Source organism: Catellatospora sp. KI3 (assembly GCF_029948125.1).
Taxonomy (GTDB): domain Bacteria; phylum Actinomycetota; class Actinomycetes; order Mycobacteriales; family Micromonosporaceae; genus Catellatospora.
The window spans coordinates 16862-32929 of the sequence record NZ_JASAMB010000032.1; the positions used below are offsets into that span (position 1 = coordinate 16862).

The window sequence follows — 16068 nt, forward strand, 5'->3', positions numbered from 1 at the left end:
TTATGGACGTCTTCGTCGGCGTGTTCACCCCCTGACGCCGTGATCAACTAACTGCTCCGTCCTCCCGGGAGGGGCGGGGGCCGGGCGAGCCGCCCGCGGGCGCCCGGATGGTGGAGTGGGCGCGGCGGACCAGGCGTTCGGCGCCCTCGCGGGGCAGGCCGGTGGCGCGCAGGAGGTCGGTCGCGGTCGAGCGGACCTGGGCGTAGATGACCTGGCCGGAGAAGTCCAGGCCGGCGGCGTGGGCCTCGCGGGCCGCGCGCACCGCCCGTACGCTCGCGTCGCGGCTGTCCTCGGGTTCGCGTGCCGCGGCCAGGTCGCGGCGCAGCAGGTCGACCGCGTCGGCGAGCTGGTGCACCGCGTCGACCAGCGGCGGCGGCACCCGCTCGCCGTCGCGCAGGACGGAGGTGATCCGGCGTACCAGGACCCTGCTGTTGCGCAGCGCCCGCGCCAGGTGGTCGGCGGCGTCGACGTACTCGGTCAGCGCCGCCCGCTTGCGCCAGTGCACCGGCGCGATCGTGGACAGCTCCCGCCCGGCCGTCAGCGACTCGCCGAACGTACGCAGCTGCCCCTCGGCCGCGCGCATGTCCACCAGCGCGGCCTGCGCCGCGTCGGCGTCGCAGTGCTCCAGCGCGTCGGCGCTCTCGTGCAGCCCGCGCGACAGGCTGTCCAGCAGCGGGGTCACCGCCCGGCGCACCACCGTCAACGGGTTCAGCGGCAGCAGCAGGCCCATCACCACCAGCGCCACCGCCCCGCCGACGACCGCGTCGACGAACCGGCTGAGGAAGTAGTCCGAGCTGGTCGGCAGCAGCGTGGCGACCAGGATGCCGGAGGAGGCGGACTGGCTGACCAGGGCCGCCGAGCCGCCCAGGAACACCGCCAGCGACATGGCCAGGAACACCACCAGGGCCAGCTGCCACACGCCCCGGCCGATGTAGAGCACCAGCAGCTCACCGAGCAGGATGCCGACCGCGTTGCCCGCGACGATCTCGAACGCGCGCCGCATCCGCTGGCCCATCGAGATGGCCAGGGTGACCACGGCCGCGATCGGCGCGAAGTACGGCTGCCGGTGGCCGAGCAGGTCGTGCGCCACGTACCAGGCGCCGCCCGCCGCGATCGCCGACTGCGCGGCCAGCAGCCAGCCGGTCCGCACCCGGTGCACCCGGTCGCGCAGCGTGACCTGGGTGCGTTGGCGCAGCTCGGCGGCGTCCATGAGACCACTGTGGCGCAGACCGCACCGCGAGCCGGGCCGATGCGTCAAGATTGCGCCATGGTCGAGGTAGCCCGATTCGCCGCCACCGCCCGTGCCGCCGGGGCCACCGCCCCCGACGACACCCTGACCGCTGTCGGCACCGAACTGGTCAACCGCTGGTCGGAGCCGCACCGCTACTACCACAGCCTGTCCCACCTGGCCGCGACCCTGGACCTGGTCGACGACCCGGTGGTCGCGTTGGCGCTGTGGGGCCACGACGCGATCTACGACCCGACCGCCGCCGACAACGAGGAGCGCAGCGCCGAGCTGACCGCAGGGTTGCTGGCCGAGTGCGGCCTGCCCGCCGCCGTGGTCGAGGAGGCGGTCCGGCTGGTACGGCTCACCGCCGGCCACCGCGTCGACCCCGCCGACCGCACCGGCACCGAACTCGCCGACGCCGACCTGGCGATCCTGGCCGTCCCGTGGCCGGACTACTGCGCCTACGTCGCCGGCGTACGCGCCGAGTACGCCCACGTCCCCGACGAGCTCTGGCAGGTGGGCCGCGCGACGGTCCTCCGCAACCTCCTCTCCCTGCCCGCCCTGTACCACCACCACCCCGCCTGGGAGTCGGCGGCCCGCGCCAACCTCACCCGCGAACTCTCCGCCCTCCACGCCCCCGGCTAACCCGCCCCGCCCACCGCCCACCCCGCGTCGATCATGAACTTATGGCACGGTTCGACGGCGTGTCCCGAGCACAACCTCATGATCAACGTGTGGTGGTCGACGGGGTGGGGTCGGCGGCGCGGGCGAGGTGTTTGGGGAGGCGGAGGTCGGCGGCGCGGAGGAGGCGGGCTATGTCGCGGGCGGTGACGCGGGTGGCGCCCAGCCATACCGCCACCGGGACGAGCTCGGACGGGATGTCGTAGTGGTCGCGGTCGAAGCCTTTGCGGGGGGCGCCGAGCAGCTCGGCGAAGGCGTGCAGTTCGGTGCGGGAGACGTCGCTGACCAGGTGCGCCCAGAGGCGGCCGTGGGCGGGCCAGACCGGGCTGTCGACGTAGATCACGCGTTCACGCTAGCGTGCGTGGGTGACCTTGCTCGATGAACTGCGCGACGCGCTGGGGCCAGACCGGGTGATCACCGACCCCGACCTGCTCACGTCGTACCGGCGGGACGAGGCGGATCTGGTCGAGGCGGGGGTGCCGCTGGCGGTCGTACGCCCGCGGGACACCGCCCAGGTCGCCGCCGCCGTCACCGCCGCCGCGCGCCGCGGCGTGCCGGTCGTGGTCCAGGGCGCCCGCACCGGCCTGGCCGGCGGCGCGAACGCCGTCGACGGCTGCCTGGTGGTCTCGATGCTCGGCATGGACCGGATCCTGCACCTCGACCCGGCCAACCGGATCGCCGTCGTCCAGCCCGGCGTCGTGAACGCCGCCCTGGCCCGCGCGGTCGCCGCCGAGGGCCTGCGCTACCCGCCCGACCCGGGCTCGTGGGAGAGCAGCACCATCGGCGGCAACGTGGCCACCAACGCGGGCGGCATGTGCTGCGTCAAGTACGGCGTCACCACCGAGTACGTGCTCGGCCTGGAGGTCGTGCTCGCCGACGGGCGGATCCTGCGCACCGGCCGCCGCACCCCCAAGGGCGTCGCCGGGTACGACCTGACCAGGCTGTTCGTCGGCTCCGAGGGCACCCTCGGCATCATCACCGAGATCACCGTCGCGCTGCGCCCGGCCGCCGAGGAGTCGCTGACCCTGGTCGCCGTCTTCCCGACCACGGCCGCCGCCGGGGACGCGGTGAACCGGATCTTCTCGGCCGGGCTGTCCCCCAGCCTGCTGGAGCTGCTGGACCGGGTGCACCTGGAGGCGATCGAGGCGTACCGGCCGATGGGCCTCGACACGAAAGCGGCCGCGCTGCTGCTCGCCTCAGCCGACACCGGCTCGCGCGCCGCCGCCGACCTGGAACGGATCGCCGAAGCGGCGCACGCGGCCGGGGCGATCGAGGTGTGGCAGGCCACCGACGCCGAGGAGGCGGCGCAGCTGCTGCTGGCGCGGCGGCTGGCGCACCCGGCGATGGAGCGGCTGGCGCTCTCGCTGTACGAGCACGGCGGGCTGATCATCGACGACGTGGCGGTGCCGCGTACCCGGCTGGCCGAGCTGCTCGACGACGTCGCGGAGATCTCCGCGCGGCACGGGGTGCCGGTCGGCGTGGTCGGGCATGCCGGGGACGGGAACATGCACCCCAACATCGTGGTCGACCGGGCCGACCCGGCCAGCGTCGCGGCGGGCCGCCGGGTCTTCGACGAGATCATGGAGCGCGGCCTGGCGCTGGGCGGCACCTGCACCGGCGAGCACGGCGTCGGCCTGCTCAAACGCGACTGGCTCGCCACCGAACTGGGCGAGGTCGGGGTGGACGTGCACCGCGCGATCAAGGCCGCCCTGGACCCGACGAACCTGCTCAACCCGGGCAAGGTGCTCGCCTCCTGAGCCGGCACCGGCCCACCTAGCATTGACACTGGCCTATCTAGAGCACGAATTTCGCCACTTCGTCTTCCAGATAGGCCAGCGTCAATATCAAGCCGGGGTGGGGGCAGCGGCCGCGGCGGCGGCTGAGGCGGGCGGGGCGGCCAGGCGGGCCGCGTCGGCGGCGGCGTCGTCCGGCATCCGCTGGGACTCGCGCTCGGCCTCCACCCGGGACCGGTACGCGGCGATCTCCGCCTCCACCGTGGCGCCGTCCCAGCCCAGCACCGGCGCCATCAGCTCGGCCGCGCGGCGGGCCGTCTCCACCCCCCGGTGCGAGGTCTCGAACGAGATCCGGGTACGCCGCGACAGCACGTCCACCAGGTGCCGGGCCCCCTCGTGGCCGACGGCGTACACCACCTCGGCGCACAGGTGCTCCGGCGCGCCCGGCAGCGGTGCCCGCAGCGCCGGGTCGGCGTCGATCAGGGCCAGCAGCTCCGTGGTGAGCGTGCCGTAGCGCTCCAGCAGGTGCTCGATCGCGCCGGCGCTGAGCCCGTGCCGCCGGGCCAGGTCGGCCCGGTCCCGCCACATGGCCTGCCACCCGTCGGCGCCGAGCAGCGGCAGCTCGGCGGTGCCGCTGCCGCGTACGGGGCGCAGCCGCCGGGCGGCCCGGTCGATCACGTCCTGGGCCATCACCCGGTACGTGGTGAACTTCCCGCCCGCCACCAGCAGCAGCCCGAGCAGCGGCTCGACCACGGCGTGCTCGCGCGACAGCGAGGACGTCGAGTCGGACTCCCCCGACAGCAGCGGCCGCAGCCCCGCGTACACGCCCTCGATGTCGGACCGCTGGACCGGCCGGTCCAGCACCTCGTTGACGTGCGACAGCAGGTAGTCGATGTCCTTCGCCGAGGCCGACGGGTGGGCGCGGTCCAGCGCCCAGTCGGTGTCGGTGGTGCCGATGATCCAGTGTCCGCCCCACGGGATGACGAACAGCACGCTGCTGGCGGTACGCAGGATCAGCCCGACCTCGCCCGTGATCGCCGAACGGGGCACGACCAGGTGCACGCCCTTGGACGCCCGCACCCGGAACCCGATCTTCGCGTCGGGCAGCCACGACGACACGTCGCCACTCCACACCCCGGTGGCCGCGACGACGGTCCGGGCGCGCACGTCGAACTCCTCGGTGCCGTCGCTGACCCGTACCCCCGTGACCTCGCGGGCCTGGCGCAGCACACCCACCGCGCGCACCCCGGTCACCACGGCGGCGCCGAGGCTGGCCGCGGTCCGGGCCACCGTCACCACGAACCGGGCGTCGTCGACCTGCCCGTCGTAGTAGCGGATCGCCCCGGCCAGGCCCTGCTCGCGCAGCGACGGGAACAGCCGCCGCGCCCCGGCCTGGGTGAGGTGCCGGTGCAGCGGCATGCCCCGCTGCCCGACCAGCCCGGCGAACGCGTCGTAGAGGGCCACCCCGGCGCCGTAGTAGAGCCGGTGCCAGGCGCGACGGGCCACTCCGGACACGCTGCGCTGCTCCGAGGGCAGCGGCACCAGGAACGGCACCGGCCGGACCAGGTGCGGGGCCAGCCGGGTGGTGAGCAGGCCGCGCTCGCGCAGCGCCTCGTGCACCAGCGGGAACTCCAGCTGCTCCAGGTAGCGCAGGCCGCCGTGGATCAGCTTGGACGAGCGCGACGAGGTGCCGGCGGCGAGGTCGCTCGCCTCGATGAGCGCGACCCGCAGGCCGCGCGAGGCGGCGTCCAGCGCCGCACCGGCGCCGGTCACTCCACCCCCGACGATCAGTACATCGAATTCTTCCTCGCGAAGCCTGCGCAGATCAGCGCTGCGGCGCTCGGGCGAGAGGGCGCCGGCGGCAAAGCGGGACACGCTGCGGTCACGCATCCCATCACGGTACCGTGCGGCTGTGTCCTCATACGGTGATCGAGAGGGTGTTCCGCACAACTCGGCCGCGCCCGTGCCGGGCCATGCCGGTTGGCCTGCGGCGACGTGGCAACCGCCGGGACCGTCCGCCCCGGATCCGGCCGTCGGCCCGATGATCGGCGCGGTCGTGGTCGGCCTGTGGGCGGCCTTCTTCGCCTTCGCGAGCCAGTACGGCGTCGTCTTCGTGCAGCAGGTGCTGGGGCAGCTGGGCCTGGACGCCCCGGCCTGGCTCTGGCTGGTCCTGGCCGTCGGCGCGGCCGTCCTGGTCGGCGCCCCCGCCGCCATGCTGGCATTCCTACCCCGACACCAGGGGGTACGGGCCACCGGCCGCGCCTTCCTCGCCGGTGCCGGCGCGCTGGCCGTCGGCTGCCTGCTGCGCCTGATCCCGGCGATGGCCAACGAGCTGTACCTGCTGGCCCTGGCCGTCGTCGCCGCGCTGGCCGCCTGGCTGCTGTCGCGCCGCCGCCCCGCCCCGGGCGCGGCCGCGCCGGGCGCCCTGGGCTGGGCCGTGCTCGCGGGCCTGGCCGTGCTGGTGCCGTTCCTGTGGGCGGGCGCGCTGGGCGGGTTCACCGAGACGGTCGCCGCCGTGCTGGCCGCGGCCGCCGTGGGCTGGTTCGCCGCCGTCGTGCTCGGCTGGGATCTGTGGCGGCACTTCACCACCCGCGGCAAGCCGACCCTGGCACTGGTCGGCGGGCTGGTCGCGGGCGTGGTGCTCGCGCTGGTCGCGGCCGGGACCGGCGCCTCCGGCGTACAGCTGCTGGCCCTGCTGGTGCTGCCGCCGCTGGGCTTCGCCACGGCGGCGCTGGCCCCGGCCAGCCCGTCCGGCCGGGCCACCCTGGTCACCGTCGCGCTGGCCGCGTTCGGCCCGCTCGCCTTCGTCGACCCCGACGAGCTGAGCCTCAGCCTGTACGACCGCGACATCCCGTACTACGCCTTCATCGCCGCCGCGACCGCCTGGGTGATCGCCCTGATCTTCGGCCTGGGCTACGGCCTGGGCCTGCTGCGCACCGTCCGCACCCGGACCGTCGCCGCGCCCTACGCCCCGCCGCCCGTGCCCCAGGGGCCGACCCCGCCGACCGCGCCGCCCGCCTACCCGACCGCCGGTCTTCCGCTCGGGCCCGGCGCCGCCAACCCATGGGACCTGCGGCAGCGCCCGTTCGTCGACAGCCTGACGCTGCTCCCGCGCACCGGCGGGCGGATGCTGTCGGCCGGTCTGGCCACCGCCCTGGGCGTCGGCGCGGCCGTCTTCTACCTCGTCGGCGGCCAGCCCGGCCTGTATGGCGACCAGCTGTTCGTGGTGCTCAAGGAGCAGGCGCCGCTGACCGGCCTGCCGACCACCACCGGCCTCGGGCCGGGCCGCGACGCCCGGGTCGCCGCCGTCTACCGGCGGCTGGTCGAGCACGCCGAGCGCACCCAGGCCCCGCTGCGGGCCGACCTGGACCGCTGGCACCTCGACTACCAGCCGTACTACCTGGTCAACGCGCTGCGGGTGAACGGCGGCCCGGAGCTGAAGGCGTGGCTGGAGACGCGCGACGACGTCGACCGGGTGCTGGTCGACCAGCGGCTGCGCCCGCTGCCCAAGCCCCTGGAGGTCAGCCGCGGCCCGCAGTCGCAGCCCCCGGCGCTGGCCCAGTGGAACCTGCGCCAGATCGGCGCCCCCGACCTGTGGAAGCGGGGCGTCACCGGCCAGGGCATCGTGGTCGGCGGCTCGGACTCGGGCGTGGACGGCACCCACCCGGCCCTCGCGGCGCAGTACCGCGGCGGCGACGACTCCTGGTACGACCCCTGGTCCGGCAGCACCACCCCGACCGACCACAACGGCCACGGCACGCACACCATGGCCACCGCCGTGGGCCGGGAGAACGTCGGCGTCGCCCCGGGCGCCCAGTGGATCGGCTGCGTGAACCTGGAGCGCAACATGAGCAGCCCTTCGTTCTACCTGGACTGCATGCAGTTCATGCTGGCCCCGTTCCCGCACGGCGGCGACCCGTTCTCCGACGGGCGCCCGGCCCGCGCGCCGCACGTGCTGACCAACTCGTGGGGCTGCCCGCCGATCGAGGGCTGCGACCAGACGGTGCTGCGCCCGGCCACCTCAGCACTGGCGGCGGCCGGGATCGCGTTCGTCGCCGCGGCGGGCAACACCGGGCCGCGCTGCGGCTCGCTGGACACCCCGCCCGCCACCGACCCGGAGTCGATCACCATCGCCGCGACCGACGAGCAGCGGCGGGTCACCGAGTTCTCCAGCCGGGGCCCGGCCGACGGCAAGCCCGACCTGGCCGCACCGGGTGACGAGGTGCTGTCGGCGATGCCGGGCAACACGTACGCGAAGCTCAGCGGGACGTCGATGGCGACGCCGCACGTCGCGGGCGTGATCGCGCTGCTGTGGTCGGCGCGCCCCGAGCTGGTCGGCGACCTGCCCGCGACTGAGCGGCTGCTGCGCCGCACCGCCCAGCCGCCCGCCGCTCCGGCCCAGCCGGGCTGCGGAACGGAGGCCGACTCGGCCGGCGCCGGCATCGTCAACGCGGCGGACGCCGTGACCGCCGCCTCGGAGTAGCCTTGACCGTCATGATCGGCCCGTACGAGCCGCATCACCGCAGCGCCGTCATCGGCCTGCTGGAGCGGTCGCTACTGCCCGAGGACGCGGCCGAGGCGGCCGAGATCGTCGACCTGCTGGCCGGCTCGACCGGCTTCGTCGCGGTGGACGGCGACGCCCCGGACGGCGAGGTGGTCGGGGTGGCGCTGGCCAGCCCCGGCCATCGCGACCCGACGACCGGCCACCTGGACCTGCTCGCGGTCGACCCCGGCCACCGCCGGCACGGGCACGCGCGCGCCCTGGTCGAGGCGGTGGAGCAGCTGCTGCGGGCCCGCGGGCTGGCGTCCGTACAGGTCAGCGGCAACGCCCCGACGCACGCGTGGCCGGGGGTGGACGTGCGCTACACCCCGGCCCTGTGCACGCTGGCCGCCCTCGGGTACGCGCACGACCGTACCGCCTGGAACATGACGGCCGAGCTGGTCGAGGGCTCGCCCGCGCTGCGGGAGACCCGCGCGGCGCAGCAGCGCCTGGCCGACTCGCACGTCGTGGTACGCGCCGCGACCCCCGCCGACCTGCCCGAACTGCTGCCGGTGATCGCCGCCGAATGGGGCCCGGCCTGGGTGGCCGAGGTGGAGCGGGCGGTGGCCGGGCACGGCGGCTGCCACCTGGCCCTGCGCGACGGCGCCCCGGTCGGCTTCGCGGCCTGGGGCGGCTGCCGCCCGAGCTGGTTCGGCCCGATGGGCACCCTGCCCGCCGCGGCCGGGCTGGGCATCGGCGGCGTGCTGCTCCGGCGCTGCCTGCGCGACCAGGCCGAACGCGGCCTGCGGCAGGTGCAGATCGGATGGGTGGGGCCGGTGGCGTTCTATTCGGGCGCCGCAGGCGCCCGAATAGAACGCGTCTTCTTCCTCCTCACCAAGCCCCTCTGACGGCGGTAAGGAAGGGACCCTTCTTATCGCTTTGCGTAGGTGAAGGGTCCCTTCTTAACAGGACGGGCAACCACTGCGCGATTCGCACTATTTTTCGGGTTCGGTGATGGTTCGGTAGGTCACTACGCGACGATGAGGACGTGACAGCCTCGTCGTCAGTCCCGGGCAGCGCCGAGGAGGCGCACGGCGCGGCGATCATGGTGTCGACTGCGGCGGCCGTGGGCGGATTCCTCTTCGGATACGACACCGCGGTCATCAACGGCACCGTGGACGCGCTGCAGGAGACGTTCCACCTCAACTCCGTCGTCCTCGGCCTGGTGGTGTCGTCGGCACTGCTCGGCTGCGCGGTCGGCGCCTGGTTCGCCGGGCCGCTGGCCGACCGGCTCGGCCGGGTACGGGTCATGCTCATCGCCGCGGCCCTGTTCATCGTCAGCGCGATCGGCTCGGCGGTCGCCTTCGCCGCCTGGGACCTGACCGTCTGGCGGGTCATCGGCGGTCTCGGGGTCGGCGCGGCCAGCGTCATCGCCCCGGCGTACATCGCCGAGGTGTCGCCGGCGCACATGCGCGGGCGCCTCGGCTCGCTGCAGCAGCTGGCCATCGTCAGCGGCATCTTCGTCGCGCTGCTGGTCGACTACCTGCTCGCCAGCGTGGCGGGCGGCGCCATGCAGGACGTGCCGTGGGGCGGCGCCGCCTGGCGCTGGATGTTCGCCTCGGCGGCGATCCCGGCGCTGATCTACGCGGTGCTGGCGCTGCAGATCCCCGAGTCGCCGCGCTACCTGGTCCGGCGCGGGCGCCTGGCCGAGGCGCGCAAGGTCATCAAGCGGCTGATCGGCGGCGACGTCGACAAGCGGATCGGCGACATCCAGCGTACGGTCAGCAGCGCCGACGAGAAGGTGCAGCTGCGCGACCTGCGAGGGCCGCGGCTGGGGCTGCTGCCGATCGTCTGGGTAGGCATCCTGCTCTCGGTGTTCCAGCAGTTCGTCGGCATCAACGTGATCTTCTACTACTCCTCGACGCTGTGGGCGTCGGTGGGCTTCAGCGAGTCCAATTCGCTGCTGATCACGGTGATCACCAGCGTCACGAACATCATCACCACGCTGATCGCCATCGCCCTGGTCGACCGGATCGGCCGCAAGCCGCTGCTGCTCATCGGCGCCGCGGGCATGGTGGTCACGCTCGGCACGATGGCCTGGTGCTTCTCCACCGCCACCCAGACGATCAACGCGGCGGGCGAGTCGGTCACCACGCTCAGCCCCGACATCGGCAAGGTCGCCCTGGTCGCGGCCAACCTCTACGTCGTCGCCTTCGGTATGAGCTGGGGCCCGGTCGTCTGGGTGCTGCTCGGCGAGATGTTCAACAACAAGATCCGCGCGACCGCGCTCGCCGTGGCGGCCGCCGCGCAGTGGGTCGCCAACTGGCTCATCAGCACCACGTTCCCGGCCCTGGCCAGCATCGGCCTGACCTTCGCGTACGGCCTCTACTGCCTGTTCGCGCTGCTGGCCTTCATCTTCGTGTACAAGGCGGTGCACGAGACCAGGGGCCGCGAGCTCGAAGCCATGTGAGCGGATACGGAAGGAGCCCCGGCCGGGTGGCCGGGGCTCCTTCGCGACTACGGGTGGGACGAACCTGATCCCGAGGGGATCAGAAGTCCATCTCGCCGCCGCCGGGGCCCGCCGGGGCGGCCGCGGCCTTCTCCGGCTTGTCGGCCACGACAGCCTCGGTGGTGAGGAACAGGGCCGCGATCGAGGCCGCGTTCTGCAGCGCCGAGCGGGTCACCTTGGCGGGGTCGATGATGCCGGCCTTGAGCAGGTCGACGTACTCGCCGCTGGCGGCGTTGAGGCCCCAGCCGGGTTCCATGTTGCGCACCTTCTCCGACACGACGCCGCCCTCGAGGCCCGCGTTGACGGCGATCTGCCGCAGCGGGGCGTCGAGCGCGACCCGGACGATGTTGGCACCGGTGGCCTCGTCGCCGCTCAGGTCGAGCTTGTCGAACGCGGTCTTGCCGGCCTGCACGAGCGCCACGCCGCCACCGGCGACGATGCCCTCCTCGACGGCCGCCTTCGCGTTGCGGACGGCGTCCTCGATGCGGTGCTTGCGCTCCTTGAGCTCGACCTCGGTGGCCGCGCCGACCTTGATCACCGCGACACCGCCGGCCAGCTTGGCCAGGCGCTCCTGCAGCTTCTCGCGGTCGTAGTCGGAGTCCGACTTCTCGATCTCGGCACGGATCTGGTTCACCCGGCCGTTGATCTGCTCGGCGTCACCGGCACCGTCGACGATGGTGGTCTCGTCCTTGGTCACCACGACCTTGCGGGCGCGGCCCAGCATGTCGAGGCCGGTGCTGTCGAGCTTGAGGCCGACCTCCTCGGACACGACCTGGCCGCCGGCCAGGATCGCGATGTCCTGCAGCATCGCCTTGCGGCGGTCGCCGAAGCCCGGGGCCTTGACGGCGACGGACTTGAAGGTGCCACGGATCTTGTTGACGATCAGGGTGGCCAGGGCCTCGCCCTCGACGTCCTCGGCGATGATCAGCAGCGGCTTGCCGCTCTGCATGACCTTCTCGAGGATCGGCAGCATGTCCTTGACGTTCGAGATCTTGCCGTTCACGATCAGCAGGTAGGGGTCCTCCAGGACCGCCTCCATGCGCTCGGGGTCGGTGATGAAGTACGCCGAGTTGAAGCCCTTGTCGAAGCGCATACCCTCGGTGAGCTCGAGCTCGAGGCCGAAGGTGTTGCTCTCCTCGACGGTGATGACGCCTTCCTTGCCGACCTTGTCCATCGCCTCGGCGATGATCTCGCCGACGGTGGTGTCAGCGGCGGAGATCGAGGCGGTGGAGGCGATCTGCTCCTTGGTCTCGACGTCCTTGGCGAGCTTCGACAGCTCCTCGGCCACCGAGCCGACGGCGGCCTCGATGCCCCGCTTCAGGGCCATCGGGTTCGCACCGGCGGCGACGTTGCGCAGGCCCTCGCGGACCAGCGCCTGAGCCAGGACGGTCGCCGTCGTGGTGCCGTCACCGGCCACGTCGTCGGTCTTCTTGGCGACCTCCTTGACCAGCTCAGCGCCGATCTTCTCGTACGGGTCCTCGAGCTCGATCTCCTTGGCGATGCTCACACCATCGTTGGTGATGGTGGGGGCGCCCCACTTCTTCTCGAGCACGACATTGCGACCCTTGGGGCCCAGCGTCACCTTCACGGCGTCAGCGAGGATGTTCATGCCCCGCTCGAGGCCGCGGCGCGCCTCCTCGTCGAACGCGATAATCTTGGCCATAACGGCGTTGTCCTCCTGGACAAAATCCGAGGTCGGACGGCTGGCCCGCGACGACCGACTGCCACCATTCAGCAGCCCCGCCGGTCCGACTCTTGGTTTCGTTTTGGCACTCACCACAGGAGAGTGCCAATCACCTGTTTAGCACTCTCGCACCCCGAGTGCAAGCGAACCGACGAATGATCACAGGCGTTCGCCCATCCGACACATCGAGAGCCGTTCACGTTCACCTGTCGGCGCGCCGCGGCGGGCGGGGCTCAGCTCAGCTCGGCTGCCAGCACCGACGTACGCATCCGCGGGTCCTCGGACGCCCGCGCCTCGGCGTACGAGACCAGCACCCCGCCGAACTGGATCATGGTCAGGGGCAGCGAGACCAGCCCGACCACCAGGGTGATGCACAGGTCGGGCACCCCGTAGGGCAGCGCCTCGTCCAGCCCGGCCGCGACCGCCAGCACGGCCAGCACCGGCTCGAGCACCGCGACGGCGAGCAGCAGCAGCCCGAGCAGCGACAGCCGCCCCAGGGTGCGCCCGAACCGCCCGTGCGTCAGCGTGCGCGACCGGCTCATCGCCCGCTTGCGCTCGAACAGGTACGCCGGGCCCAGGAACGCCACCGAGAAGTACAGGTACGCCGCCAGCAGCAGCGCGATCAGGAGGCCGAAGTACGTGTCCAGCTGACCGAAGCAGGAGACGGCCATGATGCAGGCGGCGCCGATCAGCAGGTAGGCCAGCAGGTGCCAGAGGGACAGCGGGACGAACCGGCGCAGGCCGAACAGCAGCGCCGAGCCGAAGCCGACCGGCTGGTGGTCGGCCTGCCGCACCGCGACGTACGTGGCGGCGGCGTAGCCGAGCATCCGCACCGTCACGACCACCAGCGAGTAGACCAGCAGCGTCGTCATCAGCACGTCCATCAGCTCACCGCGGCGGCGCGCGAGCAGCGCCAGCTCGGCCGGGTCGACGCCGGTGGCCCCGAGCACCACCAGGAGCTTGAACAGCAGTGAGGGAAGCAGCTGCGTCAGCGCGAAGATCCCCAGCAGCAGCGGCCAGCCGCGGCGCAGCACCCCGCCGACGCGGTGCGTCCAGCCCGCGACGCCCTGGGCCGCCGGATTGACCAGCGGGTCGTCCTCGGCCCCGGTCACGGGGGCCGCCTGGGCGAACGCGTCGTCGGGCGGCAGGAACCCGTCGGTGATCGGTGCGTACGCGGCGGGGTCGTAGGGGCCGAGGGAGGGCTGTCCCATGTGACTGCTCCAGGCGAGGGGGGTTCGGGGCGGCCCAGTCTCGCACGCACGCGAGACCGGCGCCGCCCCGTTTCGCCCCTGCTCAGTTGAGCTCGGCCACCAGCCGGGCCGTGTTGGCACCCTCGTGCCCGCGCTGCTCGGTGTAGGTCACCAGGATCCCGGCGAACTGCACCATCGTGATCGGAAGCTGAATGATCGTGCTGAACAGCACCGCGACGATCGCCCCGGCGCCGAGGCTGAGCGCCTCGACGGCGTCGGAGTTGCCGCCGGACAGGCCGCCGACGCCGCCGCCGACCACCGCCTGCACGACCGACTCCACCAGGTTGGTGAGGATGGAGCCGACGATCAGCGCCACCAGCACCAGCGCGAGCCGCCCGAGCACCCGGCCGAGGTTGCGGTTGAAGATCTCGAACGAACGCGCCAGCGGCCGCTGCCGCTCGAACAGGAAGATCGGTCCGACCAGGGCGGTAGCCGGGATGACGTAGAGCGCCGGCAGGAAGCACAGCAGCACCGCGACGACGCAGAGCAGCCCGACGAGCAGCTGCCAGCCGAACAGGCCCATGCCGCGCCGGAACCCGTAGCCGAGGGCCTCGCCCAGGCGCACCGGGATGCCGGCGGCCTCGCGGGTGGTGGCGTAGGTGGCACCGGCGTAGCCGACCATCTGGATCATGTACGAGATCAGGCCGACCACGATCGCGGCCAGGATCACCAGCACGAACACGCCGCCGTCGAACGGCAGCTCGCCGCGCCGGGACGAGGTGTTGTACGTGGACAGGTTCGAGACCATGCTCGCCGCGAAGACGGCGGTCAGCACGCCGACGGCGAGGGTGAACAGCAGTCCGGGCAGCACGTGCGTCACCGCGAGGATGCCGGCGATCGACTTCCAGCTCCGCTTGAGCACCCCGCCCACGCGGTCGAACCAGCCGCTGACGCCCATGTTCGGCGGCGGGACCAGCGGGTCGGTGTAGGGGTCGTAGTCGGCCCCGGTGATCGGCTGCACCGGAGGCAGGAAGCCCTGCGGCAGGTACGCGGCGGGCATGTTGGGGTCGTACGGATCCGGGGCCTGGTAGGGGGTCATCACTGCTCCATCGAGGGGTAGAGAACTGGCAGTGTGCCAGATGCCGTCGATGGGCGCTGACCTGGCCTTCTACCGGCAACCGAAAAGCCCTGATCCGGGGGGATCAGGGCTTTTCCAGCGTCTCTCAAGCCTTGATGGCCGGAAGGTCAGGCGATGACCCGAACCTTCTCCGCCTGGGGGCCCTTCTGGCCCTGTGCGATCTCGAACTCAACGCGCTGACCGTCGTCGAGCGCCTTGTAGCCGTCCATCTCGATCGCGGAGAAGTGGACGAACACGTCCTGCCCTCCGTCGACCGCGATGAAGCCGTAGCCCTTCTCGCTGTTGAACCACTTCACGGTGCCCTGTGCCACGGTGCACTTCCTCACTTCTGTAAAGCTGGGTCGCCGTTCAGGCCGACCCGCGGCTGGGTGTTGTCAGCCGTCCTCGCACGCTACACGAGCACCCGCACCCTCGGACAGCCCCAAAACGGACCTGTAGCGCTCCCATTACAGTTCGACAGTCGGCAATCTGACGGAGAGCACGCTCTCCTGCGTGACCGGGGAAGTCGTCCTACGGTTGGGTGAATTGTGAAACGCCATGGTCGCCATGCCCGAGGCGGCGGCAAACCAGGAACGTTGATGCCTCTGGCCCTCGCCGTGATGTGCGCGGCGGGCCTGTTCATCGCCGGCGGGGCCGCCCGGGGAATGGAGTTCTTCAACGGCTTGGTCCACCGGGTCGCCCCGAATCTGGACCTGCCGCTGCCGCTGCCGCGCCGGCTGCCCCGGGTCGAACTGGACACCGAGGGGTTCGCCAGCTGGGCCATGCTCGACCGCCGGACCGGAGCCATGGCCGGCTCGGCCAACCTGGACGCGCCCAGCGACACGATGTCACTGGTCAAGGTATGGCTGGCCGCCGACTTCCTGCGCCGCAACGAGACTCCCGACCAGGCCAGCCTGGACCGCATCACGGTGATGATCCGCGACTCGGACAACCGCGCGGCCGACGCCTTCTACGTACGCAACGGCGGCGCGGAGGGGATCGCCCGCATGGTCGACGTCTGCGCCCTGACCGATTCGGCGCCGTTCGAGCAGCCCTGGTGGTCCAACACGATCGTGTCGGCCCGCGACGTCGCCCGGCTGGGCGCCTGCGTGGCCGACGGCCGCGCCGCGGGCCCGGTCTGGACCGAGTGGCTGCTCGACGTGATGCGCTCGGTGCAGGGCACGGGCGACTTCGGGCCGCGCTCGGCGTTCCCGGTGGGCACGGCCGCCCACATCGCCATCAAGAACGGCTGGCTGCTGCGCTCGGAGGACCGGCTCTGGCACATGTCCTGCCTGGCCGTGACCGACGACTGGAGCATCGGCGTCCTGCTGCGCTACCCCTCCTGGCTGGGCTTCGACCACGGCACCCAGCTGTGCCAGTCGGTCGCCGAACAGCTCATGCCCGCGCTGATCTCCCGCTGAACCCGCGCGTGAAGAAGGGCCCCTT

13 protein-coding genes are annotated in these 16068 nt (G+C 72.6%); 6 read left to right on the plus strand and 7 right to left on the minus strand.

Going from position 1 to position 16068, the window contains the following annotated elements:
- Positions 1-43: 43 nt before the first annotated feature.
- Positions 44-1210 (minus strand): FUSC family protein, encoded by a 1167-nt coding sequence (locus QEZ54_RS33000; RefSeq protein WP_281308681.1) that lies wholly within the window; start codon positions 1208-1210, stop codon positions 44-46.
- 57 nt (positions 1211-1267) lie between these two features.
- Between QEZ54_RS33000 and QEZ54_RS33005 the strand changes: the two genes are divergently transcribed.
- Complete coding sequence (locus tag QEZ54_RS33005; RefSeq protein ID WP_281308682.1) at positions 1268-1873, plus strand: metal-dependent phosphohydrolase; 606 nt, start codon at positions 1268-1270, stop codon at positions 1871-1873.
- An 82-nt stretch (positions 1874-1955) separates the two neighbouring features.
- On the opposite strand, the gene QEZ54_RS33010 is transcribed toward QEZ54_RS33005, so the two are convergent.
- Entirely contained in the window at positions 1956-2252 is a 297-nt protein-coding gene (locus QEZ54_RS33010) for a DUF4031 domain-containing protein (RefSeq protein ID WP_281308683.1), read from the minus strand.
- Positions 2253-2274: 22 nt separating this feature from the next.
- On the opposite strand from QEZ54_RS33010, the gene QEZ54_RS33015 reads away from it, so the two are divergent.
- Positions 2275-3666, plus strand: a complete 1392-nt coding sequence (locus QEZ54_RS33015) for an FAD-linked oxidase C-terminal domain-containing protein (protein WP_281308684.1) — start codon at positions 2275-2277, stop codon at positions 3664-3666.
- 87 nt (positions 3667-3753) lie between these two features.
- Here the strand turns inward: QEZ54_RS33015 and QEZ54_RS33020 are convergent, their stop codons facing one another.
- Positions 3754-5532 carry a glycerol-3-phosphate dehydrogenase/oxidase gene (locus tag QEZ54_RS33020; protein ID WP_281308685.1) on the minus strand — a complete coding sequence of 593 codons (1779 nt, stop codon included), beginning with the start codon at positions 5530-5532 and terminating at the stop codon, positions 3754-3756.
- 151 nt (positions 5533-5683) lie between these two features.
- On the opposite strand from QEZ54_RS33020, the gene QEZ54_RS33025 reads away from it, so the two are divergent.
- The 3 genes from QEZ54_RS33025 (at position 5684) to QEZ54_RS33035 (ending at position 10592) form a co-directional block, all read left to right on the plus strand.
- A complete protein-coding gene (locus tag QEZ54_RS33025) occupies positions 5684-8125 on the plus strand; it encodes a S8 family serine peptidase (protein ID WP_281308686.1) in 2442 nt (813 codons plus the stop codon).
- An 11-nt stretch (positions 8126-8136) separates the two neighbouring features.
- Positions 8137-9030 (plus strand): GNAT family N-acetyltransferase, encoded by an 894-nt coding sequence (locus QEZ54_RS33030; RefSeq protein WP_281308687.1) that lies wholly within the window; start codon positions 8137-8139, stop codon positions 9028-9030.
- A gap of 140 nt (positions 9031-9170) precedes the next feature.
- Positions 9171-10592: a sugar porter family MFS transporter gene (locus tag QEZ54_RS33035; protein ID WP_281308688.1), complete on the plus strand. Its 1422-nt coding sequence runs from the start codon at positions 9171-9173 to the stop codon at positions 10590-10592.
- A 79-nt stretch (positions 10593-10671) separates the two neighbouring features.
- On the opposite strand, the gene groL is transcribed toward QEZ54_RS33035, so the two are convergent.
- The 4 genes from groL to QEZ54_RS33055 all read right to left on the minus strand — a co-directional run bounded on the left by groL (position 10672) and on the right by QEZ54_RS33055 (position 14954).
- Positions 10672-12294 (minus strand): chaperonin GroEL, encoded by a 1623-nt coding sequence (groL, locus tag QEZ54_RS33040; RefSeq protein WP_281308689.1) that lies wholly within the window; start codon positions 12292-12294, stop codon positions 10672-10674.
- A gap of 254 nt (positions 12295-12548) precedes the next feature.
- Positions 12549-13526, minus strand: a complete 978-nt coding sequence (locus QEZ54_RS33045; RefSeq protein WP_281308690.1) for a hypothetical protein — start codon at positions 13524-13526, stop codon at positions 12549-12551.
- 82 nt (positions 13527-13608) lie between these two features.
- Positions 13609-14604, minus strand: a complete 996-nt coding sequence (locus QEZ54_RS33050; RefSeq protein ID WP_281308691.1) for a hypothetical protein — start codon at positions 14602-14604, stop codon at positions 13609-13611.
- 146 nt (positions 14605-14750) lie between these two features.
- Positions 14751-14954 carry a cold-shock protein gene (locus QEZ54_RS33055; RefSeq protein ID WP_033342363.1) on the minus strand — a complete coding sequence of 68 codons (204 nt, stop codon included), beginning with the start codon at positions 14952-14954 and terminating at the stop codon, positions 14751-14753.
- A 267-nt stretch (positions 14955-15221) separates the two neighbouring features.
- On the opposite strand from QEZ54_RS33055, the gene QEZ54_RS33060 reads away from it, so the two are divergent.
- Positions 15222-16043, plus strand: a complete 822-nt coding sequence (locus QEZ54_RS33060; RefSeq protein WP_281308692.1) for a serine hydrolase — start codon at positions 15222-15224, stop codon at positions 16041-16043.
- The last annotated feature ends 25 nt before the right edge of the window (positions 16044-16068 follow it).